Raw genomic sequence first — 20,795 nt, forward strand, 5'->3', positions numbered from 1 at the left:
GTGTCCAGATGGCAATATGTGCCGCAATCCCTTGACGCTTACCGCGCATTTGCCGATAGGTGAGCCAAAAGAATGGGCGCGAGATGAACGCAATACAAGAAACCGGACCTCTGAATCTTCGTCAGAAGGCGTTGCGCGGCCTTGCTGGGCGCAACTTGATTCTCGTCGGCCTCATGGGCGCCGGCAAATCCGCCATCGGCAAAATGGTCGCGGATACGCTCGCCATCCCCTATATCGATACCGATGCGGAGATTGAAAAGGCCGCCCGCATGTCGATATCCGAACTTTTCCAGAAATATGGTGAACCGGAATTCCGCGCCCTCGAAACACGCGTCATCGAACGCATCCTGACGGAAGGCCCGGCGATCGTCTCGACCGGTGGCGGTGCCTTCATCAATCCCGTCAATCGCGAGATGATTGCCCGCTCGGGCCTGTCCATGTGGCTGAAGGCGGATCTGGAAACACTGTGGGACCGCGTCAGACGGCGCTCCACCCGTCCGCTGCTAAAAACCGAAAACCCGAAGGAAACACTGCGCGCACTGATGGAAAGCCGCTACCCCATCTATGGGCTGGCCGAGGTCACGGTCATGTCACGCAATGTCCGCAAGGAAACGGTGATGCGAGACGTTTTGAAAGCACTCGCAGCACTCTATAACGAACAGTCGGAGACAAAATCGTGAGTGACATGCTCGACGACAAGAAGATTGTGCGCGTTGAGCTTGGCACGCGCGGCTATGACATTCTGATCGGCACCGGCCTGATCGGAAATGCAGGCGGCGAGATCCTCGCGCGCCTGAAATGCCGCAAGGTGGCAATCATCACCGATGAAAATGTCGCGCCGCTCTATCTCGACCGGCTGAGCGAGAGCCTGCAGACTGACGGCATCGAAACCTTCTCGGTAACGCTGCCTGCCGGTGAGAAGACCAAGAGCTTCGACAATCTTCAGACCGTGGTCGACGAGGTGCTGGAAGCGCGGATCGAACGCGGCGATGCCGTGATCGCACTCGGCGGCGGCGTGATCGGCGATCTGACCGGCTTTGCCGCCGGGATTGTCCGCCGCGGCGTCAATTTCATTCAGGTGCCGACCTCGCTGCTGGCCCAGGTCGATTCATCGGTTGGCGGCAAGACCGGCATCAATGCCCGGCAAGGCAAAAACCTGATCGGTGTATTTCACCAGCCAGGCCTGGTCCTGGCCGATACCGGCGCGCTCGATACGCTGAGCGACCGGGAATTTGCCGCCGGCTATGCAGAAGTCGTCAAATATGGCCTGATCGACCGGCCCGATTTTTTCCACTGGCTGGAAAAGAATCGCAAGGGGATCTTTGCGGGCTCCGATGCCCGCGCAGAGGCGATCGCGGTCAGCTGCCGGGCAAAGGCGGACGTGGTTGCGGCCGACGAGCGCGAAAACGGCGCGCGGGCACTGCTCAATCTCGGCCATACCTTTGGCCACGCACTGGAAAAGGCGACCAATTACGACAGCGCCCGGCTGGTTCACGGCGAGGGTGTTGCGATCGGCATGGTGCTGGCACACGAATTTTCCGCCCGCATGAACCTCGCCAGCCCCGATGATGCAGGGCGGATTGCGAAACATTTGCGCGAAGCCGGCCTGCCGACGCGCATGAATGATATTGACGGCGAACTGCCGCCACCCGATATATTGATGCAGGCAATCGGACAGGACAAGAAGAACAAGGGCGGCAAACTGACCTTCATTCTCACGCGCGGCATCGGCGAAGCTTTCATCGCAGACGATGTTCCGGCCTCTGAAGTTCTGGCATTTCTGACGGACAAGCATCCCAATGGTCATGGGTGACATCACGCATTTTCTCGCCGAATACGGCACGACACTGGCGATTATTTTCGCGCTGATCGTGATATCGGCTTTCTTTTCCGGCTCCGAAACGGCGCTGACGGCCGTTTCAAGAGCGCGCATGTATTCGCTTGAGGAAAAGGGCGATCAGCACGCGGCAACCGTCAATCAGCTGACAACGCAACGCGACCGGCTGATCGGCGCCCTGCTGATCGGCAACAATCTGGTCAACATCCTCGCCTCCTCGCTGACAACGACATTGTTTCTCGGCATTTTCGGCGATTCGGGCGTAGCTTACGCAACCCTCATCATGACGGCGCTTCTGGTGGTCTTTGCTGAAGTACTGCCAAAAAGCTGGGCAATATCGGCAACCGACCGCTTCGCGCTCTTCGTCGCGCCGCTGGTGCGCATTGTCGTACTGGTGGTTGGCCCGCTTTCAAGCGCGGTCAATTTCATCGTCCGCATGATCCTGGGCGCCTTTGGCGTCACGCTGTCGAAAAGCGGTTCGATGCTCTCGGCGCAGGATGAGCTGCGCGGCGCCGTTGACCTGCTGCACAAGGAAGGTTCGGTGATCAAGGCCGACCGCGACCGGCTTGGCGGCGTTCTGGACCTCGGTGAGCTGGAAGTCTCCGATGTGATGATCCACCGCACCGCCATGCGTGCGGTCAATGCCGAAGATCCGCCGGAGCTTGCCGTGCGCACCGTGCTGGAAAGCCCCTATACGCGCCTGCCCGTCTGGCGCGGCTCGATCGACAATATCATCGGCATGGTCCACTCCAAGGACCTTTCGCGCGCGTTGGCGGAGCCTGGCGCCACGCCCTTCAACATTGATATCGCCAAGGTCGCGCAGAAACCCTGGTTCGTGCCCGACAGCACCAATCTGAAAGATCAGCTGAACGCCTTTCTGCGCCGCAAGGTCCATATCGCCGTCGTGGTTGACGAATATGGCGAGGTGCAGGGCATCGTCACGCTGGAAGATATCCTCGAAGAAATCGTCGGTGACATTGCCGACGAGCACGATCTGGAGATTTCCGGTGTGCAGCAGGAGGCAGACGGCTCGATCGTCGTCGATGGCACGGTTCCGATTCGCGACCTCAACCGGGCGCTCGAATGGAACCTGCCGGACGAGGAAGCGACCACGATTGCCGGTCTAGTCATCCACGAAAGCCAGACAATTCCTGAAGAACGTCAGGCTTTCACCTTTTACGGCAAGCGTTTTATCGTTATGAAGCGGGAAAAGAACCGCATCACCAAGCTGAGAATCCGCCCCGTCGGCGACGAGACGGCCGCAACGCTTTGAAACGAACTACCAGCGTGTTGCCTCTCCGGGGGCAGCCGCTTCGATTGCCAGGGCATGCAGCCCTGCGGCAATTTCTTCTTGTAATGCCTCATTGACGGCACGATGCCGTGCAATGCGGCTCATCCCTTCAAAACGGGACGAAACGATCCGGACGCGCAAATGGGTGATCTCAGGTGCGTCTGGCTCATGAAAATGACCGGCATGTCTTTCGCTCTCATCCACAAGGACGAGGCGCTCCGGGTTGAAGAGCCCCTGAAGTTTCTCTTCGATCGCGGTTTTTGCCGACATCATTTTCTCCATCGATTGAACATGCTTTGCGCGCCGCAAAGGATAACCGGTCACAAAGCCAGCAACAAACCCCTTTGTCAATTCTTGTTGTCGAAGGGACTGAGGGTCATAATCAGCCGCTATGAATCTCGACTCCAAATATTTCGACCGCCTCCGTACGCGGCGCAAACGCCCGGCTCAAGCCAAGGCAGAAACCTCTGCGCCCATCTGCCAGTGGGACGGATGCGACAAGCCGGCCAATCACCGCGCTCCCGTCGGCCGCAATGCCGAGGGGAAATTTTTCATGTTCTGCTTTGAGCATGTGAAGGAATACAATAAGGGCTACAATTATTTTGAAGGCCTTTCCGACGGCGAAATCGCCCGCTACCAGAAGGAAGCGCTGACCGGCCACCGCCCGACCTGGACGGTTGGCGTGAATGGCGCCGCGCGCCAGACGCCACTGAACGGCTCCAAGCGCTCGGGCAGTGCCGCCTCCTTCAATAAAATGCGCGATCCCTTCGGCTTTGTTCATGACGGTGATGCCGCAGCCCCGCACGCTTCCAAGCCCGAACGCAAATTGAAGACGCTGGAAGCGAAAGCTTTCGACACGTTGGGCTTGACCGCATCGGCCACGGCGAGTGATATCAAGAAACAGTACAAGGTGCTTGTGAAGAAGCACCATCCGGACACGAATGGCGGCGATCGTGGTTCGGAAGAAAGATTTCGCGCCGTTATTCAGGCCTACCAATTGCTGAAGCAGGCCGGTTTCTGTTAGGCCAAGGGCTTAACTGCGGCAAGACTGAAGGCGACCCCCACGCTTGGGCCGCGACGGAGACATGATGAGCAAGATTGAACTGGATTATTCCAACGGACCGGACACGACCGTCTCGGTGCGCGAGACCTTTGGCATCGATATCGACCTTGAGGTTCCGGCCTACAGTGCCGACGACCCCTATGTCCCCGATATTGACCCGGACTATCTCTTTGACCGCGACACCACGCTCGCCATTCTCGCTGGCTTTGCCCATAATCGCCGCGTCATGGTCTCCGGTTTCCACGGTACCGGCAAATCCACCCATATCGAACAGGTCGCTGCCCGGCTGAAATGGCCCTGCGTGCGCGTCAACCTCGACAGCCATGTCAGCCGTATCGATCTCGTCGGCAAGGATGCCATCGTCGTCAAGGATGGTCTGCAGATCACCGAATTCAAGGACGGCATTCTGCCCTGGGCCTATCAGCACAATGTCGCACTCGTCTTCGACGAATATGATGCCGGCCGCCCGGATGTCATGTTCGTGATCCAGCGCGTGCTGGAATCCTCCGGCCGCCTGACCCTGCTCGATCAGAGCCGCGTCATCAGCCCCCACCCGGCCTTCCGTCTGTTTGCAACGGCCAACACCGTCGGCCTCGGCGATACGACCGGCCTCTACCACGGCACGCAGCAGATCAACCAGGCACAGATGGACCGCTGGTCGATCGTCACGACGCTGAACTATCTGCCGCATCAGGAAGAGGTGAACATCATCCTCGCCAAGGTGAAGAGCTTCAACGCCACGGAGGAAGGCCGCGAGGCCGTTTCCAACATGGTCCGCGTTGCCGACATGACCCGCTCGTCCTTCATGAATGGTGATCTTTCGACCGTCATGAGCCCGCGTACGGTGATCAACTGGGCGGAAAATGCCGAGATCTTCAACGATATCGGCTTTGCCTTCCGCGTCACCTTCCTCAACAAATGCGACGAGTTGGAGCGCACCCTGGTGGCTGAACATTACCAGCGCGCCTTCGGCACTGAACTGAAGGAAAGCGCCGCCAACGTCGTCATGAGCGCCTGAGGTAAAACCCATGGCCGGACGCGGCGATAATCACAAGACCAATCCGTATGCGCCGGTGGACCTTGAGCCGTTGCACCGCTCGATCTCCGGCTGCGTGCGCGCGGTTTCCGGCGATCAGGAAACCGAGGTCGTGTTCTCGCACGACCGGCCCGGCATGACCGGCAACCAGATCCGGCTGCCGGAATTCTCCAAGAAGCCGACATTGCAGGAGCTTGCGGTGATCCGCGGGCTCGGCGATTCCATGGCACTGCGCTCGTCCTGCCACAACCCGGTCACCCATGCGCAGATGTCGCCGGGCGGCCCGGATGCCCAGGCGATCTTCGACGCGGTCGAACAGGCGCGCGTGGAATCGATCGGCGCCAGACGCATGCCCGGCATGGCGAAAAACCTGTCCGCCATGCATGCCGAAAAATATGACAAGGCAAATTTTGCCGCCATTGACCAGCGCGATGACGCTCCGGTGAGCGAGGCGATCGCCATGCTGGTGCGCGAGAAGCTGTCCGGTGAAAAGCCGCCGGAATCGGCCGGCACTGTGCTCGACCTCTGGCGCGATTTCATCGAACAGAAGGCCGGCGTTGACCTCAACCGCCTCGGTGACGCGATTGAGGACCAGCACGCCTTTGCCCGCGTCGTCCGCTCGATGCTGTCCTCCATGGATCTGGCTGAGGACTATACCGAAGAGGATCTGGACACCGACGACAACGCCGAAGAAATGTCGGAGGAAGACCAGCCGCGCTCCGATCGCCAGAACGATGAGAATGTCGAGGAAGATGCCGGACAGGATTCCAGTCCCGCCGAAGAAAGCGAAAGCGCCGACGAGGAGATGGATCAGGGCGAGCTCGACGGCGCGGAAGTGGCCGATACCGATCTCGATGACGATGCCGATCCCGATTCGGAAGTGGCGGGCGAAACCAGGCGCCCCAACACGCCCTTTGACGAGCTGAACGAGAAACTCGACTACCGGGTCTTCACCGGAGAGTTCGACGAGGAAGTCACGGCCGAGGAGCTCTGCGATCAGGAAGAGCTGACACGCCTGCGCGCCTATCTCGACAAGCAGCTCGCCCATCTTCAGGGCGCGGTCGGACGTCTTGCCAACCGGATGCAGCGCCGGCTGATGGCGAAACAGAACCGCTCCTGGGATTTCGATCTCGAAGAAGGCTATCTCGACAGCGCCAGGCTCACCCGCATGATCATCGATCCGATGCAGGCGCTCTCCTTCAAGATGGAGCGCGACACCCAGTTTCGCGATACCGTCGTCTCTCTGCTGATCGACAATTCCGGCTCCATGCGCGGCCGCCCGATCACGGTTGCCGCCACATGCGGCGATATCCTCGCCCGCACGCTGGAGCGCTGCGGCGTCAAGGTCGAGATCCTCGGTTTCACCACCAAGGCCTGGAAGGGCGGACAATCGCGCGAGAAATGGCTGGAAGACGGCAAGCCCGCCGCGCCCGGACGCCTCAATGATCTGCGCCACATCATCTACAAGTCCGCTGACCAGCCCTATCGCCGGTCGCGCACCAATCTCGGCCTGATGATGCGTGAAGGCCTTCTGAAGGAAAATATCGACGGCGAAGCGCTGATCTGGGCGCATGACCGGCTGATGGGACGCCCCGAACAGCGCCGCATCCTGATGATGATTTCCGACGGTGCGCCAGTGGATGATTCAACGCTTTCGGTCAATCCGGGCAACTTCCTGGAAAAGCACCTGCGTGCCGTGATCGAGGAAATCGAGACCCGTTCGCCGGTCGAACTGCTTGCCATCGGCATCGGCCATGACGTGACGCGCTATTATCGCCGCGCCGTGACCATTGTCGATGCTGACGAGTTGGCCGGTGCCATGACCGAGCAGCTGGCTGCCCTGTTTGAGGAACAGCAGGCACAGAACCGCGGACGACGCGGGCATTGATCGCCCGCTTCCTCCTTTGCCTTGGCTTTGCCGTCGCGGTTGCCGCCGCGCCGGCCATTTCCGGCCCGGTTCCGGTCGCAGCAACGCCCATTCCGCATTTCGCCCTTGAGGGCAGCGAAACCCAGTTTGGCCGTCTGACCTATCTTGGCGGGCTGAAACTCGCCTCGCCGAACGCCGCGTTCCAGTCGCTCTCGGCCATCCGTTTTCGGCCCGATGGCCAGCATTTCATCGCCGTCGCCGATAATGGTACCTGGATCGAAGGCGCCATCACCCGTTCAGCCGACGGCCGACTGTCCGGTGTCCGCGATGTGACCATCAGCCCGATGAAAAACCGCAATGGCGTGCATGCCGGCAAATCGGCAATGGATTCGGAAAGCCTCGCCATCGATGGCGACCAGCTGCTCGTCGGCTTTGAAGGCCAGCACCGGATCGACCGTTATCCGCTGAAGGGCTTTGAGACCGCCACGGCAAAGCCCGGGCCGGATTTCCTCATCCCCCGCAATGAACTGCGCCGCAATGGCAGTTTCGAAGCGCTTGCCGCTGACGGCAAGGGCCGGGTCATCACCGTCACCGAGCAAAGTGTTGATGCCGATGGACATCTGTTCGCGGCGATCGTTGAAGGCCCGGACAAGGGGATTTTCAAAGTGGTGAAGACCAACGGCTTCGACGTGACCGACGCCGTTTTCCTGCCCGGCGGCGATGTGCTGCTGCTGGAGCGCCGCTTCTCGCTTCTGGCGGGCGTCGGCATGCGCATCCGCCGCATATCCGGCGCATCGATCAAGCCCGGTGCACTGGTTGACGGCCCGGTCATCATGCAGGCCTCGGGCCGCGAGACCCATATCGACAATATGGAAGGCATGGATCTGATCCGCCGCCCCGACGGCTCACTGAGCCTGATCCTCGTCTCCGACGACAACGCCTCCCCGTTTCAGTCAACGCTGATGCTGGAATTCGCTCTGGAACGCTGAGGGCGTTCGGTATCTGCCGAGCGCATTTTCAACGCGTCAGAAGCTGTTCATCTGTTGCCACCGCCACCAGTCGGTCGTGGAGAGCCAGACGCGAAATGCGCCGTAAAGTCCGGATGGAAATGAAAAATCTCCGAGAAGCAGCAATGAAAGAAGATTGAGGACGATCGTGGTAAGCATCAACGCCTTGTAATCGTCCAGGCATTTGAAATTGAGCCACACCATCAAAACGGCCAGCGCAATATAGTGTGGCAAACCGTGGAAGCCGGGCTTGAAAACCCCTAGATAGACGACGCGCGGAACGACCATATTGATGGCGAGCCAGATATTGAACACACGCCAGAACTCACTGGCATGCATGATCCTGAAGAAAACGGACTTCATTCATTCCCCCGGCAAGCGCAACCACACGCAATCCTATCGAAGAACCAACCAAAAACAACCTTTAGGATACATATTCGGCTGCAAACCTATCCAGACCGCGAGTTGCCCACCGCGCTCTCTGACTAGAACGGCCAATACATGCTGCGCAAAATCTGACCGGCACTTAACAGCCCATATGGGAACGACAGTTCACTGATCAGCAGAAAGGCCAGAATATTCAAGACAACAGTCATGATCATCAAGGCTTTGTGTTCACGCAGAAAGCGGATGTTGAGCCAGGCCAATAATACAACCAGAACGAAATAGAATGGAATGAAATGCAAAGTCCGGGTAATCCGTGAATAGTCAATCACCTGCGGAACGACCATATTGATGGCGACCCAGATATTGAACACACGCCAGAATTCACTGGCATGCATGATCCTGAAGAAAACGGACTTCATTCATTCCCCCGGCAAGCGCGACTACACGCAAACATATCAGCGATACGATAAAAGACAACCTTTAGGCGAAAATAGGTGGAACGGGAGGACCGGAAAAATGGCGGGGGTTCGTCGATGCCTTCAGGTCCCTGACAACGTTTTGGCGCCCGGCGCCACCAGATTGCGGATCATCATCAGGCTCTCCCGGTTCAGTCTGAAAGCCTCCTGAGCATCGAGTGACGCCCAGTTTTCGGCAAACCAGCGGTCAATCGCCGTTGCCGCCGCCAGCACTGTCGCAATCAGAAGATCCTCAGGCAGATCATCGCGAACGGCGGCGCAGGCCTGACCTTCACGCAACAGTGCGGCGACAGCGGCATGAAGCGCTGCAACCGGAGCGGCGGCGGCAGCAAGGCTCGCCGGGCTCTCATAGAGACGACGGCCAAGCGTGGCCAGATCAGGCGCCTCTGTCAGGGTCACGGACAGCCGCCCCATATAGGCACCAAGAGCGGCCCAGAAGGCCTCCGCATCGCCGTCAAAATCATCGCCCAGCGGTGAACCGAGACGCGCGCCCAGCACGGCAAGCGTCTCGGCAATCACGGCAGCGAAAAGGTCGGCCTTGTCTTTGATATAATAATAGGCCTGCCCCTTGGAGATGCCTGCCGTCTTCAGGATGACATTGAGCGATGCGGCCTCGAAACCATCGGCGATGAAGGCCTGCCGGGCGGCGTCATAAAGCGCTGCCCGTCGCTCCGGCTTCAGCGCGGTAAGCCGCTGCCTTGCACAATCGCCCTCCGCCATCGCTCTTTCAACGGCCATAAAACCCTTCCTTGTCAAATTTAGACCACTGGTCTAATATGCTCTGAAACCAGATGGTGTCAACACCGCCCATCACCGGAAAAGGGAGAAAGACATGCGCTGGCGCGGCGTCAATCATATCGAATTATCGGTCATCGACTACGAAAGATCGGTTGCTTTCTTCGACGAAATGTTCGGCTGGCTCGGCTATAAGAGCTTCTGGACGCTCGATCTCGGCTATCGCTCCACCTATTACATGGCGCGCTTTCCCTTCCCGCATTCCTATATCGGCATCCAGCCGGCGCGCTCCGGCGGAAAACTTGATCATGAAGCCCGCACCACCGGCCTGCATCATCTGGCGCTCTGGGCCACGGGGCGGCGCGAGGTTGACCGGTTCCACCGCGACTTTCTGCTGCCGCGCGGTATTTCCGTGTCCGATCCGCCGGCCGAATATCCGCTCTACGCACCGGGCTACTACGCCGTCTTCTTCGATGATCCGATCAACGGTTTTCATCTCGAGCTTGCCCATATTCCCGCAATCGCCTCCCCCGGCGCCTATCACCGCACAGCCAAAGCCTGGAAACAGGCGGCAGCGGATCACCCGGACTGGCCGGACGGAACGATGAAGGCAGCCTTTCGCACGCTTCCCGGCCGCACGAAAAAATAAGGCCGCCCTTTTGGGGCGGCCGGAATGGCTTCGGGGGGGAGAAGCGAAAGGATCTCACGGCGCTGAAACCCTTCCCGTTTGTTATTATTGCTGAGCCGGGGGCGTTTCGGCCTCCTGGGAGGAGTGGCTCAGAGGGTCGCGAGTGCGCGGGCAATGCCACGCACTTCAGCAAGGCCGCGCAGCCGCCCGATCAGCGGGTAGCCGGGATTGGTCTTGCGGGTCTGGTCGTCGAGAATGGCGTGGCCGTGATCAGGCCGGAACGGGATCTGGAGACCATGCTCCTTTTCCACTTCAAGGGCGGCCTTGACCACGGCAACCATGTCAACATCGCCGTCGAGATGCGGCGCTTCATGGAAGCTCATGCCATCCTCTTCGCGCTTGGTGGCGCGCAGATGCAGGAAATAGACGCGATCGCCATGCTTCTTCAGCATCACAGGCAGGTCATTGTCGGCGCGCACGCCAAAGGAACCGGTGCAGAAGGTGAAGCCGTTGGCTTTCGACGGCACATCAGCGACCATGCGATCCATATCGGCGACCGTCGAGACGACACGCGGCAGGCCGAACAGCGGGCGCGGCGGATCATCGGGATGGATCGCCAGCAGGGCGCCCGCCTCTTCAGCCATCGGCACGACGATCTTGAGGAAATTGCTCAGCTGCTCGGCCAGCGCCTCGGCGTTGATGGCATCATAGCGGGCGAGTTGGCCACGGAAATCATCGAGCGTATAGCTTTCCTCGGATCCGGGAAGACCGGCAATCACGGTGCGGATCAGCTTTTCCTGATCAGCCTCGGTCATGGCCTTATAGGCCTCCTCGGCGCGGGCGATATCGGCGGCCGAATAGTCAGCCTCAGCGCCCTTGCGCTTCAGGATGAACAGATCGAAGGCAACATAGGCAGCATAGTCGAAACGCAGCGCACGCGCGCCATCTTCAAGACGATAGGACAGATCGGTGCGGGTCCAGTCGAGCACCGGCATGAAATTATAGCAGATCGTCTTGACCCCGGCTTTGGCAAGGTTCTGCGCCGAACGGCCCCAGGTCTCGGCCAGCTGCTCCCAGCCCGCCTCGGCCGTCTTGATCTTCTCATGGACCGGAATGCTTTCGGTCACGGACCAGGTGAGACCGCTGGCTGCGACCATATCGCGCCGGCTTTCGATCAGTTCAGGCTCCCATAGCACGCCATTCGGCAATTCATGCAAGGCGGTGACGATATCTGTCGCCCCCGTCTGGCGGATCTCCTCCAGAGAAATCGGATCCTTGGGTCCGAACCAGCGCCAGCTTTCCTTCATCGTCAACTCCTGTTGTTCTTCCGAAGCCTTGCCTGAAGACTTCCCTGTTTGTTGCAGTCTGCGCCTTCGCGCCTATCCCACGATCTTGCCAAGCTCATCCGAGCCGAAAACGAAGCCGTCAAAGGCTGGATCATCGACATCGGAAAGCGCCATCAGCGTTTCACGGACATTTTGAAGATGTTGCCACATGGCCTGGCGCGCCCGCGCCGGATCCTTCATCTGCAAGGCCTGCAGAATAGCGCGATGATCAGACAGCCAGCGGCGGCGGTAATCACTGTTGAATACGCGCATATGCAGCTGCGCCCACATGCGGCTTTTCTTGCGCTTGGCCCAGAGCTCGTCGAGAAGATCGACCATGACGGAGTTCTGTGTTGCCTCGGCAATCAGCCGGTGAAACAGTTCATCGCCCGCATAGCCATCATCTGAATTCTTCTCGATCGCCTCACGCTCCATATCGAGCGCCTCACGCATGCGGCGGATATCGGCCATGGAGACCATTTCGGCAGCAAAGGCGGCAATGGTGGATTCCAGCAACTGGCGCGCCTGCAGCAATTCGAAGGGGCCGATATCGTCGGTCAGGCTATCATCGGCGGCAACTTCCGGCTCGGGCGCTGCGGCCGGTTCGGCAAGATAGATGCCGGACCCTTTCCGCACTTCAACCAGACCTTCCAGCTCCAGCGTGATCACAGCCTCGCGCACCAGCGAACGGCTGACGCCCATTTCCTCGGCCATCTGGCGTTCTGTCTTCAGCCGGTCGCCGGGCTTCAGCGTCGAAGACGCAATCTCGGCACGGATCGCCTCGGCGACCTCCTGATAGCGGCGTTTTACAGCGTCTCCCATTCCTCGGCCTCCTTCTCAGCCATCGCGTGGTAGAACGATGCCAGAATTGCAAAGGCTTCCTTTCTGGTTGCCTTGTCTGCTGCAATCAAGCCCTTGCGGTTAAAGCCGCGCTGGAAGATGCCCTGACGGCGTTCGGTCCTGAAATCGTAGAGGATCCAGGGCGACATGCCACGAACGAAATCAAGTTCCTTCAATGTAGCAATCTGGCTGCGATAGACTTCCGCCTGATAGGTTTCCGAAAACAGGCCAGCCTTCGGACCCTTGTCGGAAATATCGGCATCCGCGCCGGTCTCCGACACGACCACGGGACGGTCAGGCTGCGAATTGGCGAGGATCTTCGGCAATTCGGAAAAGTCCTCGTCATACCAGCCGTAATATTCGTTGATGCCGATAATATCGAGATGGGCGGCAAGCCGGTCCTCGATCTTCAGCTTGTGATGGTTGACAAGACAGGCCGCAGCGATCAGCCGTGTCGGATCATTGGTGCGCGCCGTGTCTGCCAGATGGCGCATGAAGGCAAGCCGCTGATCGGTATCGGGATTTTCGTTGCCCACCGACCAGATCACGACGCTGGCCCGGTTCCGGTCGCGTTTCACCATTTCCAGAAGCTGGTTTTCGGCATCACGCAGGGTTGCCGGATTGTCGAAATCAATCGCCCAGTAGACCGGAATTTCGGTCCATAGCAGCAATCCGACCTCATCAGCCAGCGCCACCGCCCGTTCGTGATGGGGATAATGGGCGAGCCGCACATAATTGCAGCCGAGTTCTTTGGCATCAGCGTAGCGGCGCCTCAGATCGTCTTCGGTGACGACCTTGCCAAGCACGGCATCATCCTCATGAACGGAAATACCGCGCAGCCACATGGGCCTTCCATTGAGAAAGAGTTCGCGGCCGCGCCGCTCGATCCGGCGGAAACCGATGCGGTCTGTGACCCGGTCATGCCCAGCCGTCAGCACCACATCATAAAGTTTCGGCTGCTCTGTCGACCACAACAGCGGGGCTGCAGGAATAGCGGCACTGCCCTTGCCGCCATCCAGCGGAATATCGATCGCAATGCCGAGCTCGGCGATCTCGAAGTGGGCAAGATCGACACCTTCAGCCTCGACCGAGACTTCAATTTCATTGACGGCAGGATCGGGATTGAGCCGCACAAACAGATCGCGGATCAGCGTTTCCGGCGTTTCGACCAGCGAAACCTCGCGATAGACGCCGCCATAGTTGAACCAGTCGGTATTACGCATCGGCACGCGGTCCGTGGTGCGGACATTGTTGACGCAAAGCATCAGCCAGTTGCGTCCGTCGTTCAAAAGCCCGGTCAGTTCGGCAAAGAAGGGCGTCGAACCGCCATAATGGTTGCCGATGAACCGGCCATTGAGAAACACTTTACAGTCATATTGCGCCGCGCCGACGCGCAGGAAGACGCGCTTGCCAGGCTTTGGCATGAAATCAACGGCCCGTGTGTACCAGGCAGAACCTTCGAAGAAATACCATTTCTCCTTCAGCATCTGCCAACAGGAAGGAACAGCAACGGTTTCCCCCATATAGGGATCATAGTCCCAGGGCTCCTGCCGATCGCCGGGATCGGCAGGCTCCATGGCAAACCATTTCTGGCGGAGGCCCGTATCGAGTAAATCGACGCAGAAGTTCCAGTCTCCATCAAGGGAGATTGCGTCACGCCCACCCATGAAAATCATGGTCTCGTTGTTCAGGTTCTGCAGATTGAAAGGACGGTCATAGTCCTCATCATGCAAAGCCTGGAGCGCATTTTCTGCGATTGCCGAACGCTCAAGCATGGTTTCCTCCGCCAGCCATTTATCGTGTAGAAAGCCGCCTGAACGGCTTACTGACCGCTATACTTCTTGCCAGCCTCCTGGATGCGCGAGACGAGATCGGCAACCTGAGGAGACTTCGTCGCCAGTTCGTCATACATCGGCTGCACGGCGGCCTGGAACGGAGCCTTATCGACCTGGTTGACCGTCACACCCATTTCAGACTGCATGTCCTGCATGGCCTGGTCGGAGATCGCATCCCACTGCTCGCGCTGAAACTTGGCAGCTTCCTTGGCGGCGGTCTTGAAGGCCGCCTGATCCTCAGGCGACATGGAATCCCATGCGCAGGACGAAATCACCACAACGGAGGGAATCATCGTGTGCTCATCAACGGAGAAGAACTTCGCCACTTCGCCGTGACGCGAATCGGTCATGGCCGTGGGGTTGTTCTCGGCACCGTCGACAACGCCCTGCTGCAGCGCGCTGTAGAGCTCACCATAGGCGATCGGGGTCGGGCTGCCGCCCAGAAGTTCCACCATGCGGATGGCCGAGGGGCTCGGCTGAACGCGGATCTTCATGCCCTGCAGGTCATCCGGCGTGTTGATCGCCTTGTCGCCATAGAAAGACCGGGCGCCTTCCATCAGCCACGCAATGCCCTGAAAGCCCTTGTCATGGGATGAATCGAGGATTTCCTGGCCGATATCGCTGGTCAGAACGTCAAACTGGTGATCTTCATTGACAAAGAGATAAGGCAGGTTCAGCGCCGAATAGGCTTCATCAAACGCTTCCATTTCGGAGGCATTGCTCTTGGCCATGTCCAGAGCGCAGCTCTGCACCATTTCCATCGATTCACGCTGGGTGCCCAGCTGGCCATTCGGGAAGATCTGGATGTCCCACCGGCCATCCGTCAGTTCCGAAAGACGGTCGCTCATCATTTCGATCGACTTGTTGACCGGGTGATCAGGCGTGTTGTTGTCGCTCAAACGCAAGGTACGGGCTTCTGCCGAAGCGGCAAAGGCAATGGCTGCAACGCCCGAGACAAGCGCAAGCTTCGAAATCAGTTTCATGTGTCCTTCCTCCCGGCACCCGCAGGACCTTCAGAAAAATACCGCCTTGGGGTGCCCTCTTTGTGGCGGCTGGAGAAAAGGTCGACCAATTTCGACACATTGTCAACCACATTCAGATAATTGGTTGACCAATTTTTTCCTTTGCGGCATATTTATGTCTGACAGACCCCGATGAAAAATCGTCGGGCACCGATTCAGAAATCAAGGGAGGGTCGGATGCAGCAATCAAGGCAAACCGACATATTCAGCCGCCTTATCGACGGCATCGCATTTCTGGTAGACATTTTCCTTCGCGTCGTGATCGTTGTCGGCTTTTCGGCCCTCGTCATCTGCGTCGTCTGGCAGGTCTTCAGCAGATATGTCCTTCAGTCCCCATCGATCTACACCGATGAAATCGCGCGTTTCGCTTTCATCTGGCTGGCGTTGATCGGCGGTGCATATACCTTCGGCCAGGGCCGCCATCTGGCGATCGACATTCTGGCGCCGGCGCTTTCCGGCTGGAAGCGCCAGACCGCACAAATCGTGGTTCTGGCCATCATCGCCTGGTTTGCCGGTTTTGTGATGATGAAGGGTGGCGGTGCACTGGTGAGCCGCACACTGGCCAATGGTCAGGTTTCGCCATCACTGCAGATGCCGATGGGTTTCATCTACATCGCCATCCCGATCTCGGGTGCGATCATACTATTTTACTGCGTGCAGATGGTCCTTCGGGTTCTGCATGGACAGGCCCCGGTAGGGGACGCCCCGGCGGAAGCCGGCGGCCCGCTGGACTGAGGAGGAGCCTCAAATGTTTGCAGCCTATTCACCCTTCGTACTCTTCGGCAGCTTTGCCCTTCTGATGGTGCTTGGTGTTCCGATTGCCTTTTCAATCGGTGTCGCCGCGACCGTGACGTTCATGCTCTTTGTCGGCATTGATCAGTCCTATTTCATCGTCGCCCAGCAGATGGCATCCGGCCTTGATTCGTTTACCCTGCTGGCCATTCCCTTCTTCATTCTCGCTGGCAACATCATGAACCGCGGCGGCATTGCCCGGCGCCTCATTGATTTCGCCAAGGTGATCGGCTTTGCCCTGCCCGGCTCGCTTGCGCATGTGAACGTGCTCGCCAACATGATGTTCGGCTCGCTGTCGGGCTCGGCCGTGGCCGCCGCCGCCGCCGTCGGTGGCGTCATGGCGCCGCTGCAGAAAAAGGAAGGCTACGACCCCTCCTATTCGGCCGCCGTCAACATTGCCTCATGCACGACCGGTCTGCTGATCCCGCCATCATCCACCTTCATCGTCTTCTCGCTGATCACCGGCGGCACGTCGGTTGCAGCACTCTTCGTTGCCGGCTACGTCCCTGGCATCCTGATGGGCCTCGGCATCATGATCGTGGCTGGCGTCATCGCCAAGCGCCGCGGCTACCCGACCCAGCCGCGCCCGAGCGTCATCGAGTTCATCAAGAAGGGTCTTGACGCCATCCTGCCGCTCGGTCTCGTCATCGTCGTCATGGGCGGCATTATCGGCGGCATTTTCACGGCAACAGAAGCCTCTGCCATTGCCGTTGTCTACACGCTGCTGCTCGCCTTTGTCTGGTATCGTGAGACCTCAATCAAGCAATTGCCCTCCATCATCCTCGAATCGGCCGTCACCACTGCCGTTGTCCTGATGATGATCGGCTGCTCGATCGCCATGTCGCGCGCCATGGCTTTCGGCAACATCCCCAACATGATCTCGGACTTCATGCTCGGTCTGTCGGATAATCCGATCATGATCCTGATCATTTTGAACATCGTGCTGCTGATCGTCGGCACCTTCATGGACATGACGCCGGCACTGCTGATCTTCACGCCGATCTTCTTCCCCGTTGTTCAGAAGCTCGGCATGGATCCGGTTCAGTTCGGTGTCATGATGACGCTCAACCTGTGCGTCGGTATCTGCACGCCACCGGTCGGATCGGCTCTGTTCATCGGCTGCTCGGTTGGCGGGACCACGATCCCGAAGGTCATCAAGCCGCTGATCCCCTACTTCATCACGCTGATCGTCGTTCTCCTGATGGTCACCTTCATCCCGTTCATCAGCCTGGCGCTGCCGCGGCTGTTCCTCGGATATGCCGGGTAAAAGACAATGCGTACGCTCAAGAACTGGACCCTTTCATCGCGTGACGCCCATGGCGTCACCCTCCTCCTCGATGGCCGCCACAGCCTCGTCATCACTGTGCTCGAAGACGCGCTCTTCCGGGTTTCGCTGAAAAAGGATGGCGACTGGCGTCTCGACCGAACCTGGTCGATCGCCCCAGAAGATGACGTCGCCTTTGAAGGCCGCGCGCGCGATGATCTTTCAGGCTTCTCCCTGCCCGCCTTCACCATTGAAGACGGCGAGAGCCTGACACTTGCCACCGAAACGCTCCGGCTTTCAATCGCCAATCCGCTGACCATGCGCTGGGAAGCAAGACAGGCGGATGGCAACTTTGCCCTTTTGGCAGAGGAACGTCCGACCGGTGCTTATATGCTCGGCATTCGCGACCACCGCGCCAGCCATTTCCTGCTGCGCAAACCCGGTGAGCGCGTCTATGGCCTCGGCGAGAAATCCGGCGATCTGGAACGCTCCGGCCGCCGCTACGAGATGCGCAATCTCGACGCCATGGGCTATAATGCCAAATCAACCGATCCGCTCTACAAGCATCTGCCGGTCACCTTCACTGTGACGCCCGATGCAGGCGCATTCTCGGTCTTTTACGACAATCTCGCCACCTGCTGGTTCGACCTCGGCAACGAGCTCGACAATTACCACAAGCCCTTCCGTGCCTGGCGTGCGCTTGACGGCGACCTCGATTACTACTTCGCCTTTGCGCCGGACATGCTCGACTTGGTCAAGGGCCACACCAGGCTCACCGGCGGTTCAGCCTTCATGCCGCGCTGGGCTCTTGGCTATTCCGGCTCGACCATGGCCTATACCGACCGGCCAAATGCGCAGGAAGAACTCGAAGGTTTCCTTGCCAAACTCGCCGAGCATGACATTCCCTGCGACAGCTTCCAGATGTCATCGGGCTACACATCGATTGCCGACAAGCGCTACGTCTTCAACTGGAATTACGAGAAGTTTCCGGACGTCGAGGCGATGACGGCCAAGTTCGCCGATGCCGGGCTGACGCTGATCGCCAATATCAAACCGGCACTCTTGCAGGACCACCCACGTTTCACCGAGGCGCTGGATGCCGGTCTGTTCGTGACCGACAGCGAGACCAATTCCTATGCCGATGCGGTCTATTGGGACGATTCGGGGGCGCATCTCGACTTCACCAACCCGGCGGCTGTCGCCTGGTGGAAAGAGGGTGTCACCGAGCAGCTGCTAAAGAGGGGCATCGCCTGCACCTGGAACGACAATAACGAATATGAGATCTGGGATGACGGCGCGCGATGCCACGGCTTTGGCAGGGAAATCCCGGTCGCGCTGATCCGTCCGCTGCATTCCATGCTGATGAGCCGCGCTTCGCGCGATGCCCAGATCGCATTTGCGCCGGAGGAACGCCCCTATCTGATCTCGCGCGCCGGCTGCCCCGGCATTCAACGCTATGTCCAGACCTGGACCGGTGACAACTACACCCGCTGGGAAACCGTGCGCTACAATATCCGCATGGGCCTGTCACTGTCGCTTTCCGGCATCTATAATGTCGGCCACGATGTCGGCGGCTTTTCCGGCCCGAAACCGGAACCGGAACTCTTCGTCCGCTGGGTCCAGAACGGTATTTTCCATCCGCGTTTCACCATCCATTCCTGGAATGATGACGGAACGGCCAATGAGGCCTGGATGTATCCCGAGGTTCTGCCGCTGATCCGTAATGCGCTGAAATTCCGCTACCGGCTGACGCCCTATCTCTACACGCTGACCTGGCTTGCCACCACGGCGCATGAGCCAATGCTGCGTCCGACCTTCCTCGATCATCCGCAGGATGCGAAGACCTTCGCCGAGACCGACGACTTCATGATCGGCCGTGATCTTCTGGTCGCCAATGTGGTTGACAAGGGCGCGACGGAGCGGGTCGTCTACCTGCCGGAAAACCAGACCGGATGGTGGGATTTCTGGAGCGGCAGCTATTATCCGCCCGGAACCGAGGTCACCCTGCCCGTCACGCTTGAGAGCATGCCTCTCTTCGTCCGTGCTGGCGCCGTGATCACATTGTCGGAGGGCGCCGAACGGGCTGGCAGCGAAGCCGATACGGCCCGCACGCTGGCCATCTTCCCTGTCCCGGGTGATTTCACCGCCGAGAGCATCGCTTTCGAGGATGACGGCCGCACCGTCGACTGGCAGCAGGACAAGGCCCGCCGCGTGACGACATTCGGCCTGTCGGGCACCGGTGACAGCCTTGCGCTTTCAATCGCATGTAAGGGCGATTTTCGCCCGGCTTATGAGGCGGCGCGCGTTCAGCTACCGGCTGGTGAAAAGCGCGCTATCAGCGTCAACGGCATCACTGTTGGCAATGGTGATATGGTCAGCTTTTAGCAGCATTCAACGGTCCCGGGTCCTTTGACCCGGGATCACATTTCCCGCAGGCGCTGCCTGACCTGCGCTTCGAGATCGAAGCAGCTGGCCCGGTCGGTGTCGGTCATCTTCTGATAGGGAATTTTGCCCAGCATGCTTTCGAAATGACTGCGCTGCGCCTGAGACAGCGCTTTGCCGCCTTTTGGAAAATCCAGCGTGTTCTTCATTTCATTCAGCATCATCTTGCTGCCGCCCACCTTGTCGTTACGCATGACAATCGACCACGTCATTTTCTGACTGGCGATCTCACGCCCCTCGGCGGCATTGCTGCTGCGCAGAGCTGGCGCTGAGGCCGAGCGCTGCATTGCCGGCTGCGGCGCACGGCCAGCACGCGTCGCAGAAGAGGTTGCGCGTTGCAGCGAAGGCTCCGGACGCCCGGCTACCGATGCGCCGGACAAGGAAATTTGCCGCAGGTCGGGCATGCTGGCTGACTTATTTGCAGGCGCGCTTGCGGTTGAGATCGCATCCAGTCTCGTCTTCATCTGATCACGCTGCTCGGCAAAGATCGCGCGATCGCCCGACGGAAGCCTGTGCGGATGCATGCTGTTAAGGAGCGACTTGAACTGCCGGATACTGCCCGCACTTGGAGCGCCCTTGCCCGCTTCACTACGCGCCACATGCGCCTCAATATAGCGCATGGCCTTGGAGTAACTTTCTTCGGGCTTACCCTTGGCCATCTGGCCCGACAAGCTCCGAACCGTTCGGTCCACGCTCGCTTGCTGCTTCAGCTCCGATTGCCTTTGCTGCAGATTTGTCAGAGCGCCACGCCAGACCGCGTTCTGCTGCGCATGCGCCTGCTTCAGATTGGCGAGATCCTGCCCGCTTTTTGCGGCCCTGCCGGTTGCCTTCGTCATGGAGGGCATGGACGCGCCACCGGAGCGACTGATGGCACTCGTGAATTTTGCAAAAATGCTGTTGATATTGGTTGCCACGTTACTTCTCCAACAGGCCTTGCTTCAGGCGGAA

General features: G+C 59.1%; 20 protein-coding genes. 11 read left to right on the forward strand and 9 right to left on the reverse strand.

All coding sequences use genetic code 11. The features are described from left to right. Positions 1–83: 83 nt before the first annotated feature. From FJU08_RS03655 to FJU08_RS03665, 3 genes are read left to right on the forward strand one after another with little or no spacing between them, the layout of a single operon-like run. Positions 84–680 carry a shikimate kinase gene (locus FJU08_RS03655; RefSeq protein ID WP_141147630.1) on the forward strand — a complete coding sequence of 199 codons (597 nt, stop codon included), beginning with the start codon at positions 84–86 and terminating at the stop codon, positions 678–680. A gap of 5 nt (positions 681–685) precedes the next feature. Continuing rightward, positions 686–1,813 carry a 3-dehydroquinate synthase gene (aroB, locus tag FJU08_RS03660; protein WP_141148121.1) on the forward strand — a complete coding sequence of 376 codons (1,128 nt, stop codon included), beginning with the start codon at positions 686–688 and terminating at the stop codon, positions 1,811–1,813. Then, positions 1,800–3,110 carry an HlyC/CorC family transporter gene (locus tag FJU08_RS03665; protein WP_141147631.1) on the forward strand — a complete coding sequence of 437 codons (1,311 nt, stop codon included), beginning with the start codon at positions 1,800–1,802 and terminating at the stop codon, positions 3,108–3,110. Before aroB ends, FJU08_RS03665 begins: the two co-directional genes overlap by 14 nt. Positions 3,111–3,116: 6 nt before the next feature. Here the strand turns inward: FJU08_RS03665 and FJU08_RS03670 are convergent, their stop codons facing one another. After that, positions 3,117–3,398: a BolA family protein gene (locus tag FJU08_RS03670; protein ID WP_141148122.1), complete on the reverse strand. Its 282-nt coding sequence runs from the start codon at positions 3,396–3,398 to the stop codon at positions 3,117–3,119. 121 nt (positions 3,399–3,519) lie between these two features. Between FJU08_RS03670 and FJU08_RS03675 the strand changes: the two genes are divergently transcribed. The 4 genes from FJU08_RS03675 to FJU08_RS03690 all read left to right on the forward strand — a co-directional run bounded on the left by FJU08_RS03675 (position 3,520) and on the right by FJU08_RS03690 (position 8,083). Then, positions 3,520–4,152 (forward strand): J domain-containing protein, encoded by a 633-nt coding sequence (locus FJU08_RS03675; protein WP_141147632.1) that lies wholly within the window; start codon positions 3,520–3,522, stop codon positions 4,150–4,152. 64 nt (positions 4,153–4,216) lie between these two features. Continuing rightward, a complete protein-coding gene (gene cobS / locus FJU08_RS03680; RefSeq protein ID WP_141147633.1) occupies positions 4,217–5,209 on the forward strand; it encodes a cobaltochelatase subunit CobS in 993 nt (330 codons plus the stop codon). Positions 5,210–5,219: 10 nt separating this feature from the next. Beyond that, positions 5,220–7,115, forward strand: a complete 1,896-nt coding sequence (cobT, locus tag FJU08_RS03685; RefSeq protein WP_141147634.1) for a cobaltochelatase subunit CobT — start codon at positions 5,220–5,222, stop codon at positions 7,113–7,115. After that, a complete protein-coding gene (locus FJU08_RS03690) occupies positions 7,112–8,083 on the forward strand; it encodes an esterase-like activity of phytase family protein (RefSeq protein ID WP_141147635.1) in 972 nt (323 codons plus the stop codon). The genes cobT and FJU08_RS03690 overlap by 4 nt, the downstream gene beginning before the upstream one ends. A gap of 36 nt (positions 8,084–8,119) precedes the next feature. Here FJU08_RS03690 and FJU08_RS03695 read toward each other — a convergent pair whose 3' ends face one another. The 3 genes from FJU08_RS03695 to FJU08_RS03705 form a co-directional block, all read right to left on the reverse strand. Further along, entirely contained in the window at positions 8,120–8,464 is a 345-nt protein-coding gene (locus FJU08_RS03695) for a hypothetical protein (RefSeq protein WP_141147636.1), read from the reverse strand. A 122-nt stretch (positions 8,465–8,586) separates the two neighbouring features. Continuing rightward, complete coding sequence (locus FJU08_RS03700) at positions 8,587–8,907, reverse strand: hypothetical protein (RefSeq protein ID WP_141147637.1); 321 nt, start codon at positions 8,905–8,907, stop codon at positions 8,587–8,589. Positions 8,908–9,027: 120 nt separating this feature from the next. After that, positions 9,028–9,702 carry a TetR/AcrR family transcriptional regulator gene (locus FJU08_RS03705; RefSeq protein WP_141147638.1) on the reverse strand — a complete coding sequence of 225 codons (675 nt, stop codon included), beginning with the start codon at positions 9,700–9,702 and terminating at the stop codon, positions 9,028–9,030. 94 nt (positions 9,703–9,796) lie between these two features. Between FJU08_RS03705 and FJU08_RS03710 the strand changes: the two genes are divergently transcribed. Further along, positions 9,797–10,348 carry a VOC family protein gene (locus tag FJU08_RS03710; RefSeq protein WP_141147639.1) on the forward strand — a complete coding sequence of 184 codons (552 nt, stop codon included), beginning with the start codon at positions 9,797–9,799 and terminating at the stop codon, positions 10,346–10,348. A 128-nt stretch (positions 10,349–10,476) separates the two neighbouring features. Here FJU08_RS03710 and uxuA read toward each other — a convergent pair whose 3' ends face one another. From uxuA to FJU08_RS03730, 4 genes are all read right to left on the reverse strand, one after another. Then, a complete protein-coding gene (gene uxuA / locus FJU08_RS03715; RefSeq protein ID WP_141147640.1) occupies positions 10,477–11,634 on the reverse strand; it encodes a mannonate dehydratase in 1,158 nt (385 codons plus the stop codon). A gap of 72 nt (positions 11,635–11,706) precedes the next feature. Then, positions 11,707–12,474: an FCD domain-containing protein gene (locus FJU08_RS03720; protein ID WP_141147641.1), complete on the reverse strand. Its 768-nt coding sequence runs from the start codon at positions 12,472–12,474 to the stop codon at positions 11,707–11,709. After that, the gene (locus FJU08_RS03725) at positions 12,459–14,267 is read right to left on the reverse strand and encodes a glycoside hydrolase family 2 protein (protein ID WP_141147642.1); all 1,809 of its coding nucleotides are present in this window, start codon (positions 14,265–14,267) and stop codon (positions 12,459–12,461) included. The genes FJU08_RS03720 and FJU08_RS03725 overlap by 16 nt, the downstream gene beginning before the upstream one ends. A 47-nt stretch (positions 14,268–14,314) precedes the next feature. After that, a complete protein-coding gene (locus tag FJU08_RS03730) occupies positions 14,315–15,310 on the reverse strand; it encodes a TRAP transporter substrate-binding protein (protein WP_141147643.1) in 996 nt (331 codons plus the stop codon). Between the two features lie 216 nt (positions 15,311–15,526). Between FJU08_RS03730 and FJU08_RS03735 the strand changes: the two genes are divergently transcribed. Genes FJU08_RS03735 through FJU08_RS03745 form a run of 3 tightly spaced genes read left to right on the forward strand, consistent with a single transcriptional unit; the run spans position 15,527 to position 19,790 of the window. Beyond that, a complete protein-coding gene (locus tag FJU08_RS03735) occupies positions 15,527–16,084 on the forward strand; it encodes a TRAP transporter small permease (RefSeq protein ID WP_141147644.1) in 558 nt (185 codons plus the stop codon). Positions 16,085–16,097: 13 nt separating this feature from the next. Continuing rightward, positions 16,098–17,408 carry a TRAP transporter large permease gene (locus FJU08_RS03740; protein WP_141147645.1) on the forward strand — a complete coding sequence of 437 codons (1,311 nt, stop codon included), beginning with the start codon at positions 16,098–16,100 and terminating at the stop codon, positions 17,406–17,408. Positions 17,409–17,414: 6 nt separating this feature from the next. After that, entirely contained in the window at positions 17,415–19,790 is a 2,376-nt protein-coding gene (locus FJU08_RS03745) for a glycoside hydrolase family 31 protein (RefSeq protein WP_141147646.1), read from the forward strand. A gap of 35 nt (positions 19,791–19,825) precedes the next feature. Here FJU08_RS03745 and FJU08_RS03750 read toward each other — a convergent pair whose 3' ends face one another. Next, positions 19,826–20,761, reverse strand: a complete 936-nt coding sequence (locus tag FJU08_RS03750; protein WP_141147647.1) for a hypothetical protein — start codon at positions 20,759–20,761, stop codon at positions 19,826–19,828. Positions 20,762–20,795: the final 34 nt, after the last annotated feature.

The organism is Martelella alba, assembly GCF_006516955.1.
GTDB lineage: Bacteria > Pseudomonadota > Alphaproteobacteria > Rhizobiales > Rhizobiaceae > Martelella > Martelella alba.

Excerpts from the sequence above, each read along its gene's own strand:
- FJU08_RS03655 (WP_141147630.1), top strand. The coding sequence starts at position 84 with ATGAACGCAATACAAGAAACCGGACCTCTGAATCTTCGTCAGAAGGCG.
- FJU08_RS03700 (WP_141147637.1), bottom strand. The coding sequence starts at position 8,907 with ATGAAGTCCGTTTTCTTCAGGATCATGCATGCCAGTGAATTCTGGCGT.
- FJU08_RS03745 (WP_141147646.1), top strand. The coding sequence starts at position 17,415 with ATGCGTACGCTCAAGAACTGGACCCTTTCATCGCGTGACGCCCATGGC.
- FJU08_RS03740 (WP_141147645.1), top strand. The coding sequence starts at position 16,098 with ATGTTTGCAGCCTATTCACCCTTCGTACTCTTCGGCAGCTTTGCCCTT.
- FJU08_RS03705 (WP_141147638.1), bottom strand. The coding sequence starts at position 9,702 with ATGGCCGTTGAAAGAGCGATGGCGGAGGGCGATTGTGCAAGGCAGCGG.
- FJU08_RS03725 (WP_141147642.1), bottom strand. The coding sequence starts at position 14,267 with ATGCTTGAGCGTTCGGCAATCGCAGAAAATGCGCTCCAGGCTTTGCAT.
- FJU08_RS03730 (WP_141147643.1), bottom strand. The coding sequence starts at position 15,310 with ATGAAACTGATTTCGAAGCTTGCGCTTGTCTCGGGCGTTGCAGCCATT.
- FJU08_RS03675 (WP_141147632.1), top strand. The coding sequence starts at position 3,520 with ATGAATCTCGACTCCAAATATTTCGACCGCCTCCGTACGCGGCGCAAA.
- aroB (WP_141148121.1), top strand. The coding sequence starts at position 686 with ATGCTCGACGACAAGAAGATTGTGCGCGTTGAGCTTGGCACGCGCGGC.
- cobS (WP_141147633.1), top strand. The coding sequence starts at position 4,217 with ATGAGCAAGATTGAACTGGATTATTCCAACGGACCGGACACGACCGTC.
- uxuA (WP_141147640.1), bottom strand. The coding sequence starts at position 11,634 with ATGAAGGAAAGCTGGCGCTGGTTCGGACCCAAGGATCCGATTTCTCTG.
- cobT (WP_141147634.1), top strand. The coding sequence starts at position 5,220 with ATGGCCGGACGCGGCGATAATCACAAGACCAATCCGTATGCGCCGGTG.
- FJU08_RS03735 (WP_141147644.1), top strand. The coding sequence starts at position 15,527 with ATGCAGCAATCAAGGCAAACCGACATATTCAGCCGCCTTATCGACGGC.
- FJU08_RS03710 (WP_141147639.1), top strand. The coding sequence starts at position 9,797 with ATGCGCTGGCGCGGCGTCAATCATATCGAATTATCGGTCATCGACTAC.
- FJU08_RS03720 (WP_141147641.1), bottom strand. The coding sequence starts at position 12,474 with ATGGGAGACGCTGTAAAACGCCGCTATCAGGAGGTCGCCGAGGCGATC.
- FJU08_RS03695 (WP_141147636.1), bottom strand. The coding sequence starts at position 8,464 with ATGAAGTCCGTTTTCTTCAGGATCATGCATGCCAGTGAGTTCTGGCGT.
- FJU08_RS03670 (WP_141148122.1), bottom strand. The coding sequence starts at position 3,398 with ATGTCGGCAAAAACCGCGATCGAAGAGAAACTTCAGGGGCTCTTCAAC.
- FJU08_RS03665 (WP_141147631.1), top strand. The coding sequence starts at position 1,800 with ATGGTCATGGGTGACATCACGCATTTTCTCGCCGAATACGGCACGACA.